This window comes from Streptomyces sp. 2A115 (assembly GCF_052245575.1).
In the GTDB taxonomy this organism is placed as follows: domain Bacteria; phylum Actinomycetota; class Actinomycetes; order Streptomycetales; family Streptomycetaceae; genus Streptomyces.
The window spans coordinates 1-19623 of record NZ_JBQQCG010000086.1; the positions used below are offsets into that span (position 1 = coordinate 1).

Annotated in this window: 16 protein-coding genes and 4 pseudogenes; 10 read left to right on the plus strand and 10 right to left on the minus strand. The window is 69.0% G+C overall.

Features of this window, described 5'->3' with window-relative positions; all coding sequences use genetic code 11:
- The first annotated feature begins 721 nt into the window (after positions 1-721).
- Positions 722-1009: a hypothetical protein gene (locus ACTWQR_RS45000; RefSeq protein ID WP_443233103.1), complete on the plus strand. Its 288-nt coding sequence runs from the start codon at positions 722-724 to the stop codon at positions 1007-1009.
- A 21-nt stretch (positions 1010-1030) separates the two neighbouring features.
- On the opposite strand, the gene ACTWQR_RS45005 is transcribed toward ACTWQR_RS45000, so the two are convergent.
- The 3 genes and pseudogenes from ACTWQR_RS45005 to ACTWQR_RS45015 all read right to left on the minus strand — a co-directional run.
- Complete coding sequence (locus tag ACTWQR_RS45005) at positions 1031-1984, minus strand: hypothetical protein (RefSeq protein ID WP_443233104.1); 954 nt, start codon at positions 1982-1984, stop codon at positions 1031-1033.
- On the minus strand, positions 1981-2250 hold the full coding sequence (locus ACTWQR_RS45010; protein WP_443233105.1) for a hypothetical protein: 270 nt from the start codon (positions 2248-2250) through the stop codon (positions 1981-1983). The genes ACTWQR_RS45005 and ACTWQR_RS45010 overlap by 4 nt, the downstream gene beginning before the upstream one ends.
- A 448-nt stretch (positions 2251-2698) precedes the next feature.
- Positions 2699-2971: pseudogene (locus ACTWQR_RS45015) on the minus strand (ISAzo13-like element transposase-related protein); the annotation flags it as partial.
- Position 2972: 1 nt separating this feature from the next.
- Between ACTWQR_RS45015 and ACTWQR_RS45020 the strand changes: the two are divergent.
- Entirely contained in the window at positions 2973-3227 is a 255-nt protein-coding gene (locus tag ACTWQR_RS45020; protein WP_443233147.1) for a DUF7677 family protein, read from the plus strand.
- Positions 3228-3282: 55 nt separating this feature from the next.
- Here the strand turns inward: ACTWQR_RS45020 and ACTWQR_RS45025 are convergent.
- Positions 3283-4054 (minus strand): annotated as a pseudogene (locus ACTWQR_RS45025) (transposase).
- 12 nt (positions 4055-4066) lie between these two features.
- A complete protein-coding gene (locus tag ACTWQR_RS45030) occupies positions 4067-4522 on the minus strand; it encodes an SUKH-3 domain-containing protein (RefSeq protein ID WP_443233106.1) in 456 nt (151 codons plus the stop codon).
- A gap of 522 nt (positions 4523-5044) precedes the next feature.
- Between ACTWQR_RS45030 and ACTWQR_RS45035 the strand changes: the two genes are divergently transcribed.
- The 5 genes and pseudogenes from ACTWQR_RS45035 to ACTWQR_RS45055 form a co-directional block, all read left to right on the plus strand.
- The gene (locus ACTWQR_RS45035; RefSeq protein ID WP_443233107.1) at positions 5045-5845 is read left to right on the plus strand and encodes a maleylpyruvate isomerase family mycothiol-dependent enzyme; all 801 of its coding nucleotides are present in this window, start codon (positions 5045-5047) and stop codon (positions 5843-5845) included.
- Between the two features lie 131 nt (positions 5846-5976).
- Positions 5977-6621, plus strand: coding sequence for an IS3 family transposase (locus ACTWQR_RS45040; RefSeq protein ID WP_443233108.1), 645 nt, complete (start codon positions 5977-5979; stop codon positions 6619-6621).
- Positions 6622-6643: 22 nt separating this feature from the next.
- Positions 6644-6865: pseudogene (locus ACTWQR_RS45045) on the plus strand (transposase); the annotation flags it as partial.
- A gap of 285 nt (positions 6866-7150) precedes the next feature.
- Entirely contained in the window at positions 7151-10009 is a 2859-nt protein-coding gene (locus tag ACTWQR_RS45050; protein WP_443233109.1) for an FG-GAP-like repeat-containing protein, read from the plus strand.
- 166 nt (positions 10010-10175) lie between these two features.
- Positions 10176-10739: pseudogene (locus ACTWQR_RS45055) on the plus strand (transposase); the annotation flags it as partial.
- 563 nt (positions 10740-11302) lie between these two features.
- On the opposite strand, the gene ACTWQR_RS45060 reads toward ACTWQR_RS45055, so the two are convergent.
- Positions 11303-11554, minus strand: a complete 252-nt coding sequence (locus tag ACTWQR_RS45060; protein ID WP_443233110.1) for a hypothetical protein — start codon at positions 11552-11554, stop codon at positions 11303-11305.
- 397 nt (positions 11555-11951) lie between these two features.
- Between ACTWQR_RS45060 and ACTWQR_RS45065 the strand changes: the two genes are divergently transcribed.
- Together ACTWQR_RS45065 and ACTWQR_RS45070 are read left to right on the plus strand one after the other, a co-directional pair.
- Positions 11952-12347, plus strand: coding sequence for a hypothetical protein (locus ACTWQR_RS45065; RefSeq protein ID WP_443233111.1), 396 nt, complete (start codon positions 11952-11954; stop codon positions 12345-12347).
- 15 nt (positions 12348-12362) lie between these two features.
- Positions 12363-12602, plus strand: coding sequence for a hypothetical protein (locus tag ACTWQR_RS45070; RefSeq protein ID WP_443233112.1), 240 nt, complete (start codon positions 12363-12365; stop codon positions 12600-12602).
- On the opposite strand, the gene ACTWQR_RS45075 is transcribed toward ACTWQR_RS45070, so the two are convergent.
- From ACTWQR_RS45075 to ACTWQR_RS45090, 4 genes are all read right to left on the minus strand, one after another.
- Complete coding sequence (locus ACTWQR_RS45075; protein ID WP_443233113.1) at positions 12592-13557, minus strand: ATP-dependent DNA ligase; 966 nt, start codon at positions 13555-13557, stop codon at positions 12592-12594. The two genes, ACTWQR_RS45070 and ACTWQR_RS45075, sit on opposite strands and share 11 nt — an antisense overlap.
- Positions 13558-13579: 22 nt before the next feature.
- Entirely contained in the window at positions 13580-14662 is a 1083-nt protein-coding gene (gene ku / locus ACTWQR_RS45080) for a non-homologous end joining protein Ku (protein ID WP_443233114.1), read from the minus strand.
- Positions 14663-14833: 171 nt separating this feature from the next.
- Positions 14834-15769: a hypothetical protein gene (locus ACTWQR_RS45085; protein ID WP_443233115.1), complete on the minus strand. Its 936-nt coding sequence runs from the start codon at positions 15767-15769 to the stop codon at positions 14834-14836.
- Entirely contained in the window at positions 15757-15969 is a 213-nt protein-coding gene (locus ACTWQR_RS45090; RefSeq protein ID WP_443233116.1) for a hypothetical protein, read from the minus strand. Before ACTWQR_RS45090 ends, ACTWQR_RS45085 begins: the two co-directional genes overlap by 13 nt.
- A gap of 201 nt (positions 15970-16170) precedes the next feature.
- On the opposite strand from ACTWQR_RS45090, the gene ACTWQR_RS45095 reads away from it, so the two are divergent.
- A complete protein-coding gene (locus ACTWQR_RS45095) occupies positions 16171-19623 on the plus strand; it encodes a DNA polymerase III subunit alpha (protein ID WP_443233117.1) in 3453 nt (1150 codons plus the stop codon).

Genomic DNA, 19623 nt, shown 5'->3' on the forward strand with positions numbered 1-19623 from the left:
GGCATCCCACCGGAACCGGACCACCCAATGATCTACACCAAGGTCATCGGCCGCCGACCGGCGCGAGTACCCCACTCGTCATTCACACCAGACCCGCGACCTGCGATTTCACGATGCACACCGCTCACTGGCCACCGCCCCACACCACTTCCCGCAGGCCCACGCCGAATTCCTCGTGCTGGCCCAGGCCGCCCTGCGCTCCTGAGGGCCATGGCCCACCACACTCATCGCCGCCGAGGGCACTCGCGCTCGTTGAAGTCCCCTGGTAGTGAGGCCATGCCATCATCCGCGAAGATCTGGCCGAGATTCCGCTCAGCCGTAAGAGGCCAAGATCGTGAGACACGATGCAGTGGGCCGGAGATGAGACAGAGCGAGAACCGGCAGGTCACCACAACGGAGCGGGACATTCCGAATGCGGTCCTACATGCACGTGTAGGCTCGCATTTCCGATGTCCCTTTCTCGTTGACGGTGGCCTTTTTCTGGCCCAAGGGACAGGGCAGTGAGACGAACTTCTGTCCCGTCGTGTCTTGTCTTTCTGAGCGTGGATGAGTCTCACTGATACGGGCGGGTCGGCCTCCAATCTCACCTTCAGTGGCTGTTGTCGAGGACGGGGTCACCCACTCGGGTGACTGTCGTCCCGTTCCATGTGGCTTGTCACATGGCATCCGTGATGGTCGAGTCACGGGTGGGGTACAGGTCCTGCGGGGTGGGACTCCGCCGGTGGTCTCGGATTTTGATCTGGCCTGGCTGGAGCGTGGCGGCGAGGTACACAAGCCGTTGGGGTACGCGGCGGATGTGGCCTTCGAGGACATCGCGCCGGTCCGGGACTTTCCGTCGTGTCAACGGCCTTCTTTAGCTCCCCGGTGGCGGACACGATCACCGAGCTCCCTGCTCGCGCCGGGCCGGTACGCGCTGCACTACCTGCCGCGGCCGGACCCGCTGCTGTCGGCCGAGCCCGTGGAGAGCGCCGGCGACGCGGCATCACGTGGTGCCGACGCCCCGGCCTGATGTCCGTCCACCCGGCGGGAGTCAGAGGCGTGCGAGGTGGCCGGTTCGGTCCGCCGGTTCGGCGGACAGCACGATCCCGGACCGGTGGTAAAGCGCGTACCGGCCGGGCGCGGGAAGGAAGGCTTGCGCCACGGTCGGGTCCGCCCATACGCGGAACTCGCCGGCCGATACCTCCCACTCCGTCCAGGTGCCGAGCCGCGGCGGCCTGAGCGCCACCTCGCCCACCGCGCGTTCCACCAAAGGCTCCGTACGCCAGGTGGCGCGCAGCCGACACCCCAGCCAGGCACAGAGCAGGGCCCAGGCGAGGCAGCCCAGGCACCACCACACCCACGCCTGGTCGCCGACGCGCACCAGGGAACCGGTCCACAGGAGCACCGCCGCCACCAGGAGGTAGGGGAGACCGTAGAACGCGGTGCCACGGCCGACGCCGACGCGTTCCCGGCGGCGCTGCCGGAGCGACAGGCGGCCCGCCCGGTTGGCCGCCAGGTCCTGCGGGGTGAAGCCGAGCGCCTCGGCCAGCCGGATACCGGGCGAGGCACCCTGCTCGGTGACGCGCTCCGCTTCTTCGCTGTCGACCGGCTCCGCCGACAGCAGCAGCGGCCCCGCGCCGCGCCTGATCGATTCCAGCCAGTAGAGCCGGTAGGGTCCCGGCGGCGGCAGCGGCGGCGCCCCCTCGGCCACCGGCACCGGCTGCTCGCCCACCCGCGCCTCGCGCCGCTCATCGGCCTGCTCCGCCACCTGGACGATCCGGCCCATCGCACCGCCGATCCGCGGAGCGGCCAGGGCGGCGGCCCTGCGTCGGCACCACCGACGGTGTTCACGGCGCTTCCCGCACCGCTTCCCGCCCTCGGCCACCAGCCACACCCCCTGCGCCGTCACCAGCGCCGGAAGGAGGAGCACGCAGATGACGACGAAGGCCAATTCGAAGACGGAGGCGAGGAAGCCGGGGTCGCCGGCGTGGTCCATGGCGTTCACGGCCAGCACCGCCAGCACGCAGCCCGCAGCCCGCAGCCCGCAGCCCGCAGCCCGCAGCCCGCAGCCCGCAGCCCGCAGCCCGCGATGATCAATACCCACCCGGCCACGATCAGCAGAGGCCACCAGACGTGCGGGACACGGGAGTTGCCGATGATCATCGCCCGCTGAGCAGGCGTCACCCGACCCTCGGCGTTGGCCGCCACCAGGTCCGCGTCGGCCCAGTCGATCCAGACAGTCCGGTCGGCTCTCTGCGACTCCCTGTCCATGTGTCCTCCGTCCCCCCGAACTCCGGTGGAGATACTGAATATCGAGGCGCGGTGACGCAGAATCGCGGGAACCGCCCGGGGCCTGAGGGGCATCGGCACAAGCGCGGGACTGCAGATGGAGCAACCGCGCCCGCGCGCTGGAACCGGCTACCCGGTCTGCGTCGACAATTTCCCCGGTCTTGCACCGTTCCTGGCCGATCTGGAAGCAGGGGATGAAACGAACCCACGGGACAAGATCGTGAGACAGAATGCCGTGGCTCCTGAATGAGACAGCCGAGAACTCCGCACTTCTCCAGCACCTCGGCGACGAGCTCCGGACTCACCCATCGGGTCACCACCCCCAGCCGCACATGATCGGACAGCCCTACCCACGGATGCATGCCGGTCCAACGACCGCGCTCTTGCAACGTCACCGCGAACTGCTTGCCCTGCTCAAGCAACGGCATTGAGTACCGGGTGGGAAGTGCATGACGGTGATGCTCAGTCCGCACTCGTCGGCGAAGTCGGCCAGGCCCATCTTGAACAGGCGGGAGTCAGCAGAGTTGGCTCCTCCGGCATCGGCGGTGACCAGCAAGCGGCCGGCGCCGGGGTAGTCGAGGCGCCCTCGGACCTTCCACCAGCGACGCAGGGACTCCACCGCGAAGGCGGCGGTGTTGCGATCGGTTCCCACGTTCACCCAGCCGCTGTCGCACCCCAGATCGTAGATGCCGTACGGGATGGCGATCGGGGTGTCGGTAGGCCGCCCGATGCGGGAAGGGATCGACTACTGGGAGGAGCCGCGCGAGTCGCCCTCCCAGATGGAGATCTGCGTCGCCATCTTCGCCAACGTCCTCGAACTGGATGAGCAGGGAGAACCGGTCAACGAGAAGTATGCGGAGCGCCGGGCTGCAGCCTGGCTCTACCGATACTGCACCGGTGAGCTGCCTCCGGGGAGCCGGACATCGAGCCGTGGGAATGCCAACTTCATTGACTGTTGACGTGTGACGTCATTCGAGTAAGGCAGCCACGCCCTCGATCCCCTGCACGGTGAGGCTATCCGGGGAGGGCGAGGTTGTGCAGGCGGCCGATGCCGAGCATCGCGTGGTGCACGCCGTCGCCCTTGAGACGGCAGTCGCGCAGGATCTTCCCGGTCTTCATCCGGGCGAAGGCGTGCTCGACGCGGGCGCGGACCTTGCGGTGGGACGTATTGTGTTCCACTTTCCAGGCCGGGAGTTCGGTCTGGCCGGGTTCGCGGCGGTGCGGAATGACCAGGCCGGTGCCCCGGTAGCCGCCGTCGGCGATCACGGTGGTGGTGCCGACGGCGTCCTTCGCTCCGGACAACTCCCACGCCTTGCAGTCGTTGCGATTGCCTGGCAGGGGCCGGCCGACCGCGACGACGAGCCGGGTGTCGGCGTCGATGACGACCTGGTGGTTCGTCGAGTACCGATAGTTCTTGGACTGCTCGGCGACCCTATGGTCACGCGTGGGCACCAGAGTGACGTCCACGATCAGCACAGTGTCCTGACGGAACCGCTTACGGGGCTGCACCGCGAGCGCCGGACCCAGGTGGTTGATGATGCGGTCGGCCGCGGACTTCGAGACGCCGAACAGTAGCGCCAGCTGCCGCAGCGTCAGGTTCGTGCGCCAATATGCGGTGACCAGCAGTACCCGGTCCTCCAGCCGCAGGCTCCAGGGTCTGCCGCTGGAGGACCGGGTCTGCGCCCTCGCGCCGCAACGTGGTGAGCAACTTGGCGAACTGCCGTGGGCTCAGCCCGGTAAACGGGGCTATCCACGAGGGCTCTGACGCCGTAATCACACCAGCCACGGCAAGATCGTCTCACCTGCCGGGCAGGCAGTTGGCGAGCCAGTCCGCCTGCTCCGCACGACTGACGCCGCCATCGCCGTCCACCACGTCGGCCAACGCCTCCATGAAGGTAGACCCCAGCGGCCAGAGGCAGTTCGGCCCCACGGCGATGACGCGACCGCTGGCTGAGATGTACGCAAGGAACTGGTTCGACCACATGCCCAGAGGGCTGTAGTTCTCTCCGTAGTGCCGCCTCAGCGTGGACGCTTCCTCAGCGGCGTCGATGCAGGCGTCAACGGGGTCCATGTGCAGTATCGAACCGGGGACACGGCTCGGGGAGCTCCTGATCGTCAGCTCGCCGAACTCGGCCCAGACCGCTAACGCCACGTCGTTGAGTTCGAACCCGGCACCCGTCAGTTGACGTGTCCAGCCTGTGATGGAGATCTTGCGACCTGCTGTCCACCCAGCAGCACCCAGCGCGTCCAGCACCGACGGACTGCAAGCCGTCATTGACTCACCAATGTGTTCTATGCGCCCTCCCACTTGATCGTGTCTGTTGCCCCAGTCTGCCGCACATCCCGACCGACGGACAGGGCCATTGGTCACGAGGGACACGGAGATCGTTTACGGGACAACCCTTAACCAGCGCAGGACGCTCTTAAAAGTGGCTGTTGTTGTTCCGAACTTGAGGAGTGCTGGTCGAACGGGAGTCACCTGAACTCCCGACCCGACCGGTCCTCCCCCGCCGTCGTGACCTCCGCGTCCATCACATCGAGCGCCAGCATGACCGCGCGCACCGGGTGGACGTCACGTCGCCGAGGTGCCCGGCCGCACGGCGAGGCCAGAGCACCCACAGGCACGACGCCTGGCGTACCGCCACCACCAGCGTCCTCGCAGCAGTGCGTAGCTTGTCACCCGAGGGGTGGGAGGCTAGGACTTCCGCAATGGCCAACCGGCGGCGACTGTGAAAATCGCTGTCCGATCACCGGAGCACGGTGATAGACATCCGGCGTGGAAAAGAATCTTGAGTTCCCTGACCTGTTGCGACTGATCGATGAACGGTCGACCGCCTTCCGCGCCGTGGTCGCCGCCGCGCCCGGTCTCGACGCGCAGGTGCCGACCTGCCCCGGGTGGACGCTGTTCGATCTGGTGAAGCACCTGGGTGGGGGAGACCGTTTCTGGGCCGCCATCGTCGGCGCGGGGTCTGCCGACGCTCCCCCGGCCGAGGCCGTCGCCGCGCGCGCCGCGCTGGAAGTGCCGCAGGAGCGTGAGGCCCTGCTGGCCTGGCTGGACGCGTCGACGCAGCTTCTGCTGGGCGCCCTGCGCGCGGCGGGACCGGAGAGCGGTTGCTGGACGTGGTGGCCCGCGTCGCAGTCACCGCAGACCGCCAGCGGCACCGCCCGGCACCGGGTCCAGGAGACCGCGGTGCACACCTACGACGCCCAGCTCGCCGGGGGCGCCCCGCAGCCGCTGCCGGACGAGCTGGCACTCGACGGTGTGGAGGAGTTCCTGTTCACCGTCTGCGCAACACCGAGTGCCTGGCCGCACAAGCCCACGGCCTTCGACTTCCACGCCGCCGAGGGCCGCTCCTGGCGCCTCACCGTCGACGGCGACGGCGCACGCACCACCCGCATCCCCGCGCCCACTGCCGCGACCGGCGAAGACTCGGACGCAGCCGGCGCCTCCGTCCACGGCACGGCCAGTGAGCTGGTCCTCTACCTGTACGACCGGATCCAGGCCGACTCCTTGCACGTTGACGGAGACGCAGGGCTGCTCGACCTGCTCCGCGCCTGGGAGCCGGAGGAGAAGTAGGACGTAGCGGGCGCGGTTGGCCGCGCCTCGAGCCGGTAAGACACGACTCTTCGCCAGGTTCGTCAGTCGCGGCACCGGGCTCAAACCCGCGAGGCGGCCTCGGGGCGTCACCAAGCCGACCGTCTACCTGGATGGCAGTGCGAATTTGTCCGTCCCAGCGATCACGAGAAGCGACGCGACTGCCGTCGTCCCGATCTCTGACCAGGCCGGGCAGGCGGCCGGCCGCCCCGGACTTCGTCCGCCGGGACTTCACCGCCGAGGAACCGGACCTCGTCTGGGTGGGCGACATGACCGAGATCGACACCGTCGAGGGCAAGCTCTACCTGGCAACGGTGATCGATCTGTTCTCCCGTCGGCTGCTCGGCTATGCGATGGGCGCCCGGCACGACGCGTCGCTGGTGGTGGCCTCACTCAACACGGCCGCGGCCACCCGGGGCGGCGACGTCCGCGGCGTGATCATGCACACCGACAGGGGCAGCGAATACTGCTCCCGGAAGTTCAATAGGGCCTGCCGCAAGCTGGGCATCGTGCAGTCCATGGGCAGAGTCGGATCTTGCTTCGACAACGCCGTGAGCGAGGCGTTCAACAGCGTGCTCAAGGTCGAGTACGTCCACCGGCACACCTTCCGCACCCGCACCGAGGCCCGCATCAAGATCGCCACCTGGATCACCGACTTCTACAACACCAGGCGGCTACACAGCGTGTGCGGATTCAAAAGCCCGATCGACTACGAACGCGACTACCGGGCCACCCTCGCCGAGGGACTGGCCGCATAGACCGTCTCCACGCTGCGAGGGGATTGACACACGTGGAGTGAACCGTGCTCGGGCGACGTTGGCGTTGTTCGTGGCTGATGTGTTCGCGTCGGTGCCGCGCAAGGATCAGCGGTCGAAGGGCGACTGCTGTCTGCGGGGACTGGTGCTGGACGGACGACGGAAGTCGATCCAGCCGATGGCGGAACGGCTGATACGGGGCCTGATCGCGCACCGCGCGGACCCCGTCCCCGCCGAGCGCCGCGTGTTCATGATGGACTCTCCGCCTTCCGACCACGAGGACCCCGAGGTCCGGGCTCTGGCCGGACGCGACCCTTCTTCCGCAGCCCCGGCCGAGCAGTACTCCTCGACGACGAGGAACTGGCCCACGCCGCGGCCGCGAACGCGGCGTTGGGCTCCAACACGATCTGCCGGCTGCCGGTGGCCGGTTGGCCGACCGGCAAGTCCGCCAGCGTAGAGGAAACCACCGTTTACCCCCTGACCCGACGGTATTTTGTTGAATCGTCACAGGAGATCGACATAGTTTCCTCACATGAATCTCTCCGCCGTCGTCAGGGCTCTGCTGCTGCCGCTGGTCGCTGGCGCCGCACTGGTGTCCCCGGCACCCGCGACAGCAGCGCCCGTCATCACCGCGCAGCCACCGCAACTACCCAGCCAGTCGACCCTGTTCACCTCGAACACGACCATCGGCGGCCGCACCTACGGATGTTTCCGGATCCCCTCGGTGGTCCGCACCGCCAACAACACGCTGCTTGCCTTCGCCGAAGCCCGACTGGGCAGCGAGTGCGATGACAAAAAAGAGATGGACATCGTGAGCCGGGCGTCGACCGACGGCGGCGCCACCTGGAGCGCGCCGAAGATCATCGCCCGCAGTCTGTCCAGCGACCCCGCAAACCTGGGCGTGCCGGCGATCAACGCCCAGCCCACACCGATCGTCGACGCCACATTCGAGAACCCGAACCCGGCCGTCCAGGGCCAGGTGGTACTGCTCTACAGCGTGCGGCTGCTCACCAACGGGGGCTTCGAAGGCCCGGACGGAACGCCGAACCGTATCCAGACGTTCGCCATGTACAGCCGTGACGACGGCCAGACCTGGGTCGACCGGACTGACATCACCAGCCAGGTGAACCCCAAACACCCCAAACAGTCCGCCAGCGAGCAGCAGGGCGTGCGCTTCCTCCAGCCCGGCCCGGGACACGGCATCCAGTTGCGTCCAGGTGGCACCAACGGGAACCGGCTGGTGGCGCCCGCGTACCAGAACGGCCAGATAAATCCCGACGATGGAACGTGGATTGACGACGGCCACCACGCCTCCGCCATCTACACCGACGACCACGGAGAGAACTGGCAACGCGGCGCCTTCACCACCAACACCGAGACCTTGTGGTCGGGCGAGGCCAGCATCACGCAACTGGCCAACGACACGCTCTACATGACCTCCCGCAACAACACGAAGGCCATCACCGGCGACACCGGCGCCACCTCGGGCACCAACCGGAACAAGGCCATCAGCACCGACGGCGGCAAGACCTGGGGCCCGGCGACCTCGGCCGACCTGCCCGGCTCGCGGATCTTCGCCCCGGTACTGTCCCTCAACAGCGTCCCGCGCGGTGACAGTTTCAACCAGCTGGTGATCACCGAGCCCGTCTACCACGACTCCGCTTTTCCGCAGCGGCACGGCACCCTCAAGCTCCGTTCCTCCTTCGACAACGGCGCCACCTGGCAGACGCCCGCCCAGGGCCTGACCATCGCCAAGGCGGGCGCCGGCTACTCCGACCTCACCCGCACCGAGTCCGGCGGTCTCGGAGTGCTCTACGAGGCCGGGCCCGCCCCGAAGGACAACCCCAACGGCACGTACGACCTCACCTCGGTCCGCTTCACCATCGTCTCCGCCGGCCAGACCGTTCTCACCGGACCGGTGACCGGCGCCCGTACCCCGAACACCGCCGGGGGCGACGCGGCCACCCTGCGCGGCCGTGCCCGGCTGACCGCCGGCAGGTTCGGCCGCGCGCTGACGCTGGCCCCGGAAACCTCCGCCGGCTTCGTCGACGTCGCACCGAGCCCCGCGTACGCCACCAAGCTCAGCGGGGACTTCACGGCCGCCGCCGACTTCAAGTACAACTCCACCACCGGGCTGCGGGCCATCCTCTGGGGCTTCGGCGTCGGCCCGGGGCTGCCGCAGGTGTGGATCCGGGGGGAACCCGAGCAGAACCGGATCGTGGCCAACATCACCACGGCATCCGGCAGCAAGACGGTGGAATCCACGTCGAGCTACAACGACAACGCCTGGCACCAAGTGGCCCTGGTACGCGCCGGCCAAGAGCTGAGCCTGTGGATCGACGGCACCAAGGTCGACACCGACATCGCGCCGAGCGGCGCGGTCTCGCCGGCCCGCCCCCAGCCGCTTGAGGTCGGCAACCGGCTGGACGGCGCGCAGCCCTTCTCGGGTTCGATCGACCGCGTGATGCTCTACGGCCGGGCGCTGAGCGCCCAGGAGATCTCCTCCGCGGCGACCGCTGACACGTACTCCGGTACCGACATGCTGCTCCGCCTGCCCTTCAACACCGGCGAGGCCGACACCCGCTCCTGGGACGACACCGACGGCGACGGCCAGATGGACGTCTTCAACCGCCTGAGCGACGGCAGGATCTGGTACTTCGCGGGCTTCGGCGACGCCACCACCGGTGAACGGCACCTGGAGAACGCCACCCTGATCGGCGGCACCTTCGGCTCGACCTTCCACCCGGCCCGCGGCGACTTCAACAACGACGGCATCGGCGACCTCATCGCCATCAACGACCAGGGCCAGCTGAACTTCTGGCTGGGACAGGGAGACGGCATCCTGTCCTCCCCCACGGTCCTGATGTCCGGCACCTCCTTCAGCACCGTCAAGGCGGTCTCCGGCGGCGACTTCAACGCCGACGGCCTCACCGACATCGTCGGCCTCGGCTTCGACGGCAGCCTGTGGTGGTGGCCCGGAAACGGCGACCGCACCTTCGGCGCCCGCCAGAACCTATCCGGCACGTCTTTCTCCGCCTACTCCGGCGTCCCCACCGGTGACTTCGACGACGACGGCAACACCGATGTCGCCGCCGTCGACTCCAACGGCACCCTCTGGTGGTGGAAGGGCGACGGCAATGGCGGCCTGGCCGCCACCGCCCAGCAGCTGGCGTCCGGCACGTCCTTCGCCGCGTACAGCCGCTTCTTCACGGGCGACGTGAACTCCGACGGCCACACCGACTTCGCGGCCGTCAACTCCTCCGGAGTCGCCCGCTGGTGGCCCGGCGACGGCACCGGCCACGTTTCCACCACCGCCAACACGCTCACCGTCCTCTCCCCTGTCGTCGGGACAACCCCTGCCCTCTTGAGCGGAGGCGTCTACACCTTCTGACCTGCCCGTTCCCGCCACACGATCTGCTCCGGCCCCGGCCCCCACCCCCACCTCGGGGTGGGGGCCGGGCCGCCGCCCAGGAGGCTTGGTGGTGTTCAGCGGCATGGTGGTTGTGTGGACGCACATGAAGTGAACCGTGCTCGGGTGAAGTTGGCGTTGTTCGTGGCTGCAGCAGTTCGTGAACCGGTCCACCTGGGATCCGGTGCCGGTGCGGCGGCGTATCGCCCAGCGGATGGTGCCACTGATCGGCCCGGATGCCTTTGGTCGTCGACGACGTGTCCTTCCCGAAGGACGGGAAGACGTCGGTCGCCGTCGCGCACCAGTACTGCGGGGCCTTGGGCAAGCAGGCGAACCGTCAGGTGGCGGTCAGCGTGCACGCGGTCACAGATGCCGCCTCCGTCCCGCTTCAGTGGCGCCTGGCCCTGGACACCTTCGACGAGCCGGCCGGGTGGCGCTGGTGCCGCCGGTGGTGGTGGCCGACGCCGGCTACGGGCAGAACGCCGACCTCCGCGACGGCCTGAGTGAGCGGGGCATCGGCTATGTCGTGGCGGTCCGTTCGGACGTGACCGTGCACTCGCACGACGTGCGGCCCACCACCCCGGCGTGGTCCGGGAACGGCTGCAGGCCGCAGGCCCGTTACCGGGGCAAGCCGTCCTCGGTGGCCGTTTCGGCCGCTGGTCACGGACGACAGGCATTCACCGAGGTCACCTGGCGTGAAGGCTTCCGCGGGCGGTCTACATCGACGGAGACGGCCTGAACGTCGACGTCTTCTCCGGCTGGATCCTGCGCGAGCTCAACTGGCCCGACCTGCAGATCCCCAAGGGAATCGTCGCCGAATCGGCCAACCAGCTCACTCCCTTGTCCTTCCGCAACACCCTGCGTCACATTTACCGCAACGAAGACTCCTGGACGGATTTCGCCAACAAGGAAGCCGAGTTTATCCGGCGCGGCGTCGTGAGCCAGCTCCTCGGATTCGCTCGCGTCAAATACTCCAACAAGGACTTCCATATCGCCCAGGCCAAGAAACGCCTGGCCGAGGCCCAGGCCGTCGAACGAGAAGTGCAGGAGAGCACCCTCCAGGCCGTCACTGCCATCTCTGAGCGTCTCAGCATCCCCGTGGCCCGCTCACTGGAGCAAGTAGCAGCCGTCCGCGACGCCGTCCGCGCCGAGTTCGACACCGCCTACGAGCAGCGCCGACAGCTCACCGCCGACATCAACAGCATGGTCCACGGCGGGAACGAGAGCTCTGGCGCCGGCTATGACACCACCCTCACCACCGACTACGAGGACACCTCACGACGCCTCCAGCGCGCCCTCGACGAGGTGACCGGCTTCGATCAACTTCACGACGAGCACAAGCAGTCTGCGCAGACGGTCACTGCGGAAATCGGCCGCATGCAGCGCCTCATCACCTCCATCGATCTCTTCGACGCCCTGCCCGTCCGGCTCTGCCCCGCCTGCGAACAGAGTGTCGATCCACGCCGTCCCCACGACGACGGCGCCTGCTACCTGTGCAACCAGCCGGTCAACGACGACCAGCGCCAACGCCGTGCCCAGGTGGAAATCCGCTCCCTGGAATCAGAACTGGCCGACCTGCAAGACGTCATCGTCCGCACTGCCAGCGATCTGCAGGCCGCCCATGAACGCCGCACCCGCCTGGAACAGCAACAAGCCGAACTGGCCAAGCGCATCAACAACGAACGAGCCGCCCAGCTGGCCCCCTTCATGACCGCGCTGGAGGACCTTGCCGGAAATATCGCGCAGCTGGAACAGAAGATGACCACCTTCCCGGCTATCGAAGAGATTCTCCAGCGCCGCGTCGAGGTCGGCCAGACTGTCGCATCAGCCCAGCAGGCCCTGGACAGCATCGCCGACGGCCCCGCCCCCAAACCAGGCCGTCGGCCTTTCACCCGCCGACCGGTGCGCCCTCTTCGCAGACCGCATGAATTCCTTCCTGCAGAACTACCGAGGACGCGGCTGGGTCAAGGGGAACATCACCATCAGCGACAGCGATCTCACCTTCTACGTCGGAACCCGCCCCTGGAACCAGATCCTCGGCGCAGAACTACGCGTGCTGTTCTTCCTCGCCTACAGCTACGCCACTCTCTTCCTGGCAAACGACCTGGACGAAGAGTGTGCCTTCCCCGGATTCCTCATGCTCGACAATCCCTACCAGCAAGGCATCGACGCCGGCGTCATCAAATCCGTGCTGCAGGACTTGGGAGAAGCCGCTCAAGCTACGGGCACACAGGTCATCACAACCCAGGCGCTCTCCGAATCCGTTACGACCAAGAACGTCCGGCACATAGAAATGCCGCAGGTTTACGAAGCGAATTAAGAGAGACAGGCGCTGGTGGTGCGGGCGGCCTGGCGGCTGTGGAGCAAGCAGCGGGACCTGGCTGCCGAGGTCGGTGCCCATTTGGACGCGGTGGCGAGGTGGCAGGCGCTGAAGGCTGAGGGGGCCGCGCGAGGGGGGCGAGGCCTCCGCGAAGTCGAGCTGCTCACCGAACAGTTGATGCTGGACTTCAAGGACGTCGTCACCGGGCTCGCCCAGGGGGAACTCCGACAGCCACTGCTGGCCATCAGGCTTTGAACAAGGGCGTGTCGGCTGGCGTCAAGTCGGTGCGGACGCGGTGCAGCCGGGCCGGGTGACGCAAACGGCCGACGCTGTCCCGGGCGACGTCGGCGGCGATTTCCACCACCACTTCGGGCTGTACGAGGGTGACGGTGAGGGGCTCTCTGGTGCCCCACTCAGCGGAGAACGTCCACCCTGTCCACGGATGTCCGGCCGCGGCCGGGACGAGCAGCCCGGACAAGAGCGTGCCGGCAGCGCGGGTCAGCGTGGTGGTGCGGCCGGTGTACTGCAGGAGCCCGCGGGCGTCGAGCCTACCCAACAGCAGACTGCGGGGAGCGGCAAGGGACCCGGTGATCGCGCCGACGATCGCCTCCTGCGTTTCACGCACCTTGTACTTACGCCATCCGCGTACCGACGGCCGGTAGGGGTCCTCGAGTCGCTTGAAGCAGACGCCCTCCATGCCGACAGCCGTCCACGACAGCCACTCGGTCGCAGTGTCGGGGTCGGTGGTCGACGGGCACAGCGCCCACGGCGCCAACAGCCGGCGCTCGGCGAACAGGTCCTCCAGCGCGGTCCGGCGCCGACGGTACGGCCAGGCCGTCGTCTCGGTGCCGGCCAGCCGCAGCACGTCGAAAGCAACGAAGTGGGACGGCCACGTCGTAGATGCCTCTACCGCCCCTGCTCCACGCCGCAGCCGGCCTTGAAGACGCTCGAACGCCAGCCGCCCGGACTCCCACACCACCAACTCACCATCCAGCGCCGTCGCGTCCGGCAGCTGCGCCGCTGCCACCACCATCTCGGGAAACATCCCTGCGAAATCGGTGCCGCGACGCGAGCGCAGCACCACTCGCCCCGCTTCCACGGAGACCTGCGCCCGAAAGCCATCCCACTTCGGCTCAGCCGCCCACCCCTGCGGCAGGTCAGGGCTGTTCACGGCCGCAGCGAGCATCGGCTCGGGCAGTGTCCAGGTCATGGGCGCGGCATTCAGGCGGACCTCAGGCGGCACTCTTCTTGCGGCGGCGCCCGGCGCGGGTGAGCGCGTCGACGAGCTGCTCACGGCTCATCTTGGAGCGGCCTTCGATGCCCTGCTCGGTGGCCCGCTGGTACAGCTCAGCCTTGCTCAGCTGCCGCAGGTCGCCCTTGCCTGCGCTGCGCTGGCGGCCTTTCGACGTGGTTCGTGCCGTCTTGGGCGGCGCTGTACGGGCGGCGGGTCTCTTCGCCGCCTTCGCGGCCGGCTTTCGTGCGGTCTTGCGGGCGGGGGCCTTCTTGGTCTGCCGCGCCTCGGCGTCCGCCTTCTTGCCGCGGGCCTGGTCGAGGCTGCCCTGCAGGACGGACGTCAAGTCGATGACGCTGGTTGCCTGCGGCGCCTCCTCCGCCACCGCGATCTCCTGGCCCTCAGCCTTCGCCTGAACCAGCTCACGGACCTTCTCCTCGTAGGTGTCGTGATACCGGCCGGGTTCCCAGGGCGCGCTCAGGGCGTCGACGAGCTGGATGGCCAGTGTCAGTTCCTTGCCCTTGCCAGCGCGGCGCGAGGGGAGTTCGGGCAGTTCCTTGCCTGGGTCGCGAACCTCGTCCGCCCAGTACAGCGTCTGCATCACCAGCAGCCGCTCCTCGGCGCGCAGCGCGGTGAGGTACTGCTTGCCGCGCATGACGAACGTCGCGATCCCGGCCTTGTCCGACTCCGCGAGCGCCGCGCGCAGCAACTCGTAGACCTTGGTGTACTCCTTGCCGCGGGGCGCGACGTAGTAGGTGCGGTCGAAGTAGACCGGCTCAATGGCGGCCAGGTCGACGAAGTCGGTGATGTCGATGGTCTGGGAGCGGCCCGGCGCGATCTGGTCCAGCTCGTCGGGCTCGACGACGATGTACTCCCCCTCGGCGAGCTCGTAGCCCTTGACGATGTTCTCGGACGGGACTTCCCTGCCAGTGCGTTCGTTGACGCGCCGGTTGCGGATCCGGTCGGCGGTGTTGCGCTGTAGCTGGTGGAAGTGGACCGTGTGGTCCTCGGTCGCCGTGTACAGGCCCACGGGCAGGCTGGCCAATCCGAAGGTGATCACACCGGTCCAGATCGAGCGTGCCATGACCGTTCACTCCTGTGCCTGATGCTGCTGGTGGCGTGCCCGGCAGGGTGCGCCCTGCTGACCACGGTGTCACTCCTGAACTCAGGGCGCGCGCCGGGCGCCGACGTGAAGAGCCGCAGGTGGAGGCCATGGCGGAAGGGCCGGCGTTGCGCTCTGCTGATCCGGTGCCGCCTATGTGGTGCCGGCGGTCATGCGGCGTACCCGCTGCGCACTCTCGCGTGCCTCCCGTTCGGCCCGGGCGAGGGCGTCGGCGGCGGACCGGCTGTGTTCCTCGGCTTCTTGCTGTTCGTTCTCGGCTTGCTGGAACTCCTCGCGCGCCTGCCGCAGTTGCTCCTCGATGGCGGACATCCGTCGGCGGGCCTGCTCGGTGCGTTCGCGTGCCCGCTGCAGCTCGGCGTCTGCGTCCGCTTGCCGTGCGCGTTCTTCGCGCAGGCGCTGTTCGGCCGCTTCGGCCGCCTCCTTGGCCTGGGTCAGCTGCTCCTGGCGGGCGCGGCGCCGCTCGGCGAGTACGTCCTTGGAGGCCCGTGCCGGAGGCGGGGGCGCCGGGCGGCTGCGGGTGCCCGGCCTCTGGGCCGCTGGTGCGGTACCGGGGCGGAATTCCGATGGCGGGGTGAGGGCGTTGACCAGGCGGCCAGCCGCCCACTGGTCGGCTGCGTCCGGATCGGCGAGCACGGCGCGCAGGGTCGCTTCGAGGTCCCGCTGGACCGACTCTGAGAGCCGGTGCCCGGCGTCGCGGGCGAGCTGGGCGGCCTGCCGGGACAGGGCGGAGACGACACGGCGGCGCTGCCCGGAGAGATCTTTGAGTCCGCCGGCGTCCAGGGCGTGGTAGGCCTCGCGCAGCGCGCGCCCCAGTTCCAGGAACTGCCGGCTCTCTTCCGGCTGGGAGCGCAGCAGGAAGTTGGCGGCCCAGGCCGCGAGGGTGGGGCGGCGGGCGGCATGAATGCGGCGGGCATCGTCCGCCCGGCCGGCTGTTTTCGCGGCGGCGGCCAGCGTCTCCCGTCGGGCGACGAAGTCGGACGGCGGCGTGGTGTAGAGCTCGTCGAGGACGGATTCCACGTCGTGCCCTGCGCCGCCCGGGCGGTCTTTGCGCGCGTTCAGCGTTTCCACACCTCCGGCCCGCCCTCGTGCCACTCGATCCATCCCGACTCGGCGACATTCAGCTCGTCCCAGCCGGGCAGGCCCGCGTTCTGCAGGAACACGGTGAGGTCGTGGAGGCTGTAGGCCGTGCCGAGCATCTGATCGTCGATGCACACCCGGCGGCCACCCGTCCCGGACGGCGGGTAGACGATCACGCGGCGCTCCGGCATGGCACCAGCCTCACGCGCGCCTCACCGCCCCGCATCCCAGCCGGGCCAGTTTCTGTTCTCGCCCCGCGCGCCCGGACAGAAGGGAAGTGGCGCCACCCGGGCGACACACGGAGCAGCACCACACGACTTCGAACAAACTTTCGGTTATGGTGAGGATCTGGAGGGACACCGGTCAGGGGAGGGACGAACGAGAGGCAGGAGGTGCGCAGCGGTGGATTTACTCATCTGCACGTCGCCTCCGGCTATTCGGCCCGCTACGGCGCCTCCCTCCCCGGTGCCCTCGTGCAGCGCGCCGCCGAGCGCGGTATGACGACGCTCGCGCTGACCGACCGGGACACCGTCGCGGGCACGGTCCGCTTCGCCACCGCCGCCGCGGCCGCCGGTATCCGCTCCGTCTTCGGTGTCGACGTCGCCATCGCCCCGCTCACCCCACCCGACCCGGCCGCCGGACGGCCGCGTACTCCCGTGCGCGGCGGCGCGCACGTGGTCGAGCCGCCGCTGCGGATCACCCTGCTCGCGCAGAACGCGGCCGGATGGGCACGGCTATGCCGCCTGGTGTCCGCTGCGCACGCCGGGGCAGACGGCGCGGCGCCGGTCGTGTCCTGGCCCACCTTGCGCGCGTACGCCGACCAGGACCTGGTGGTGTTGCTCGGCCCGGCCTCCGAACCGGTCCGGGCTCTGTCCGCCGGTCGCCCCGACGTCGCCGAGCAGCTGCTCGCGCCATGGCGAGAGCTGGCCGGAGAGCAGCTGCGGCTGGAAGCCGTGTACCTGGGACGGCAGGGCACCGGCGCGGACTCGCTGCGACTGGCCGCGCGCACTGTGGGCCTGGCCGACCAGCTCGGCGTCCGCACGGTGCTGACGAACGCGGTCCGCTACGCCGACCCGGACCAGCACCGGCTGGCCGACGTTCTGGATGCGGCTCGGCTGCTGCGGCCCGTCGACCGTCGGCACCTGGACGGCGGCGAACGGTGGCTGAAGGACCCGGCCGCCATGGCGGCGGCCGCCGACCGTATTGCCCAGGCCGTCGGTGACGACCCCGCCCGGGCGGTCCGCCTGCTGGCCGAAACCGAGTCCACCGGCCAGTCCTGCACCCTCACCCCGTCCGGTCTCGGACTCGGGCGTCCCCACTTCCCCGAACCCGCCGTCGTCGCCGCCGGCCCCGAGCGAGGTTCGGCCATGCGGCTGCTACGGCAGCGGTGTGAGACCGGGATGGTCGCCCGCGGCCTGGACACCGACGAGCCTGCGGTACGACAGCTCCGCTACGAGCTGGAGGTCATCGGTCGACTGGGTTTTGAGGGGTACTTCCTGGCCGTGGCCCAGGTCGTCGCGGACACCCGGGCACTGGGGATCCGGGTCGCCGCGCGCGGCTCCGGCGCCGGCTCCATGGTCAACCACGCGCTGTTCGTCGCCACCGCCAACCCGCTCGAACACCGGCTCCTGTTCGAACGGTTCCTCAGCGAGCGGCGTACGTCGTTGCCGGACATTGACCTCGACGTGGAGTCCGAGCGCCGCTTGGAGGTGTACGACGCGATCATCAAGAGGTTCGGGCGGGAGCGGACCGCGGTCACCGGCATGCCCGAGACCTACCGGGCCCGGCACGCCCTGCGGGATACCGGCCTCGCTCTCGGGATTCCGCCGCAGGTCGTCGGCGAGATCGCCAAGAGCTTTCCGCACATCCGGGCCCGGGACATCTGCGCCGCACTCGCGGAGCTGCCGGAGCTGCGGCAACTCGCTTCCCAGGCAGAGAAGTTCGGACCGCTTTGGGAGCTCGCCGAAGGTCTGGACGCGCTGCCCCGCGGCTACGCCATGCACCCGTGCGGAGTGATCCTGTCGAACGCGTCGCTGCTGGACCGGCTTCCGGTGCAGCCGACCCCGGCCGGCTACCCGATGGTGCAGGCCGACAAGGAGGACGTCGAAGATCTCGGCCTCCTGAAGCTCGACGTCCTGGGCGTCCGCATGCAGTCCGCCATGGCGTACGCGGTCGCCGAGATCCGCCGCACGACCGGACGCCTACTCGATCTCGACAACCCCGACCACGTCAGCCTCAATGACCAGCAGGCCTTCGAGATGATCCGGGCCTCGGACACCGTCGGCCTCTTCCAGCTCGAAAGTCCTGGTCAGCAGGATTTGGTGGGCCGTCTACAGCCGCGGCACATGCAGGACGTCGTCGCGGACATCAGCCTATTCAGGCCCGGCCCTGTCAGCGGGGGCATGCCCGCCCTCTTCATTGCGGCTCGTCACGGCGCGGCACCGAGGTACGCACATCCGGACTTGGAGCCGATCTTGTCGGATACCTACGGCGTGGTGATCTGGCATGAGCAGATCATCGCCATACTGTCCCGGATGACCGGCTGCGACCGTGCCGCCGGCGACGTCGCTCGCCGTGCCCTGGCCGACCCCGACCGGCTGCCGAGGGTCGAGACCTGGTTCCGTCGCACGGCCGGCGAGCGCGGCTACACCAAGGACGTACTGGATGAGGTGTGGGAAACCGTCTCCTCCTTCGGGGCATATGGCTTTTGCCGCGCCCACGCGGTCGCGTTCGCCGTCCCCGCGCTGCAGTCCGCGTACCTGAAGGCGCACTTCCCGGCGTATCTGTACGCCGGGCTGCTGGAGCACGATCCGGGTATGTGGCCGCGCCGGGTCATCGTCGCCGACGCCCGCCGCCACGGCGTTGCCGTGCTGCCTGTCGACGTCAACCACTCCCGTGGGCAGCACAGTGTGGAGGACACCGGGCAGGGCTGGCGGGTGCGCCTAGCGTTCTCCACGGTCAAGGGCATCAGCGAGGCGGAGATCGCCCGCCTGGCGGCTGGCCAGCCCTACACCGGCCTGCAGGATGTGTGGCTGCGCGCCCGCCCGTCCCTGCCGCTCGCGCAGCGCCTGATCCGCATCGGCGCTCTCGATGTCCTCTCCCCCGGCCTGACCCGGCGGGACCTGCTGCTGCAGGCCGTCGAGTTGCATCGGCAGTCCCGCAACCGCACCGCCGCCGACGGACAGTTGCCGCTGGGCGGCGAGCTGGTGACCGCGGCCCCGAGCGGCCTTCCGGAGATGACCGGCCGCGACAAGCTCGGCGCCGAACTCGACACCCTCTCCATCGACGTCACGCACCACCTGATGGAGCACCACCACCGGCTGCTGCGCGAGCTCGGCGCGACCGACGCCGCCCACCTGCGGGGCATGGTCCTCGGACAGAAGGTCCTCGTCGCCGGAGTACGGGCCTCCACCCAGACCCCGCCAATCCCGTCCGGCAAGCGGATCATCTTCACCACCCTTGAGGACGGCTCCGGCCTGGTCGACATCGCGTTCTTCGAGGACTCCCACGACGCGTGCGCGCACACCGTGTTCCACTCCGGCCTGCTGCTGGTACGCGGCACCGTCGAGGCGCGCGGCCCGCGCCGCACCGTGGTCGGCGAGATGGCCTGGGACCTGGACGAAGTAGCCGCAGCACGCCGCGACCACGGCCCCCAGGCCGCCCTCGACCTCCTCGGCCGCACCACCCCCTCCCCCACTCCGGTCGAGCCGGACGCTCCGCAGCGCACCCTCGCCGACGGCACCGCCGGCGCCCGCCTCCACCCGTACGCAGACCTCCAGCCCGCCGGGACCCGTTCGGCAGACCTGCGCCGTCTCGGACACCGGAGTCAGGGAAGCGCAGGGTGA

Excerpts from the sequence above, each read along its gene's own strand:
- ACTWQR_RS45050 (WP_443233109.1), top strand. The coding sequence starts at position 7,151 with ATGAATCTCTCCGCCGTCGTCAGGGCTCTGCTGCTGCCGCTGGTCGCT.
- ACTWQR_RS45065 (WP_443233111.1), top strand. The coding sequence starts at position 11,952 with ATGAATTCCTTCCTGCAGAACTACCGAGGACGCGGCTGGGTCAAGGGG.
- ACTWQR_RS45090 (WP_443233116.1), bottom strand. The coding sequence starts at position 15,969 with ATGCCGGAGCGCCGCGTGATCGTCTACCCGCCGTCCGGGACGGGTGGC.
- ACTWQR_RS45075 (WP_443233113.1), bottom strand. The coding sequence starts at position 13,557 with ATGACCTGGACACTGCCCGAGCCGATGCTCGCTGCGGCCGTGAACAGC.
- ACTWQR_RS45010 (WP_443233105.1), bottom strand. The coding sequence starts at position 2,250 with ATGGACAGGGAGTCGCAGAGAGCCGACCGGACTGTCTGGATCGACTGG.
- ACTWQR_RS45040 (WP_443233108.1), top strand. The coding sequence starts at position 5,977 with ATGGCAGTGCGAATTTGTCCGTCCCAGCGATCACGAGAAGCGACGCGA.
- ku (WP_443233114.1), bottom strand. The coding sequence starts at position 14,662 with ATGGCACGCTCGATCTGGACCGGTGTGATCACCTTCGGATTGGCCAGC.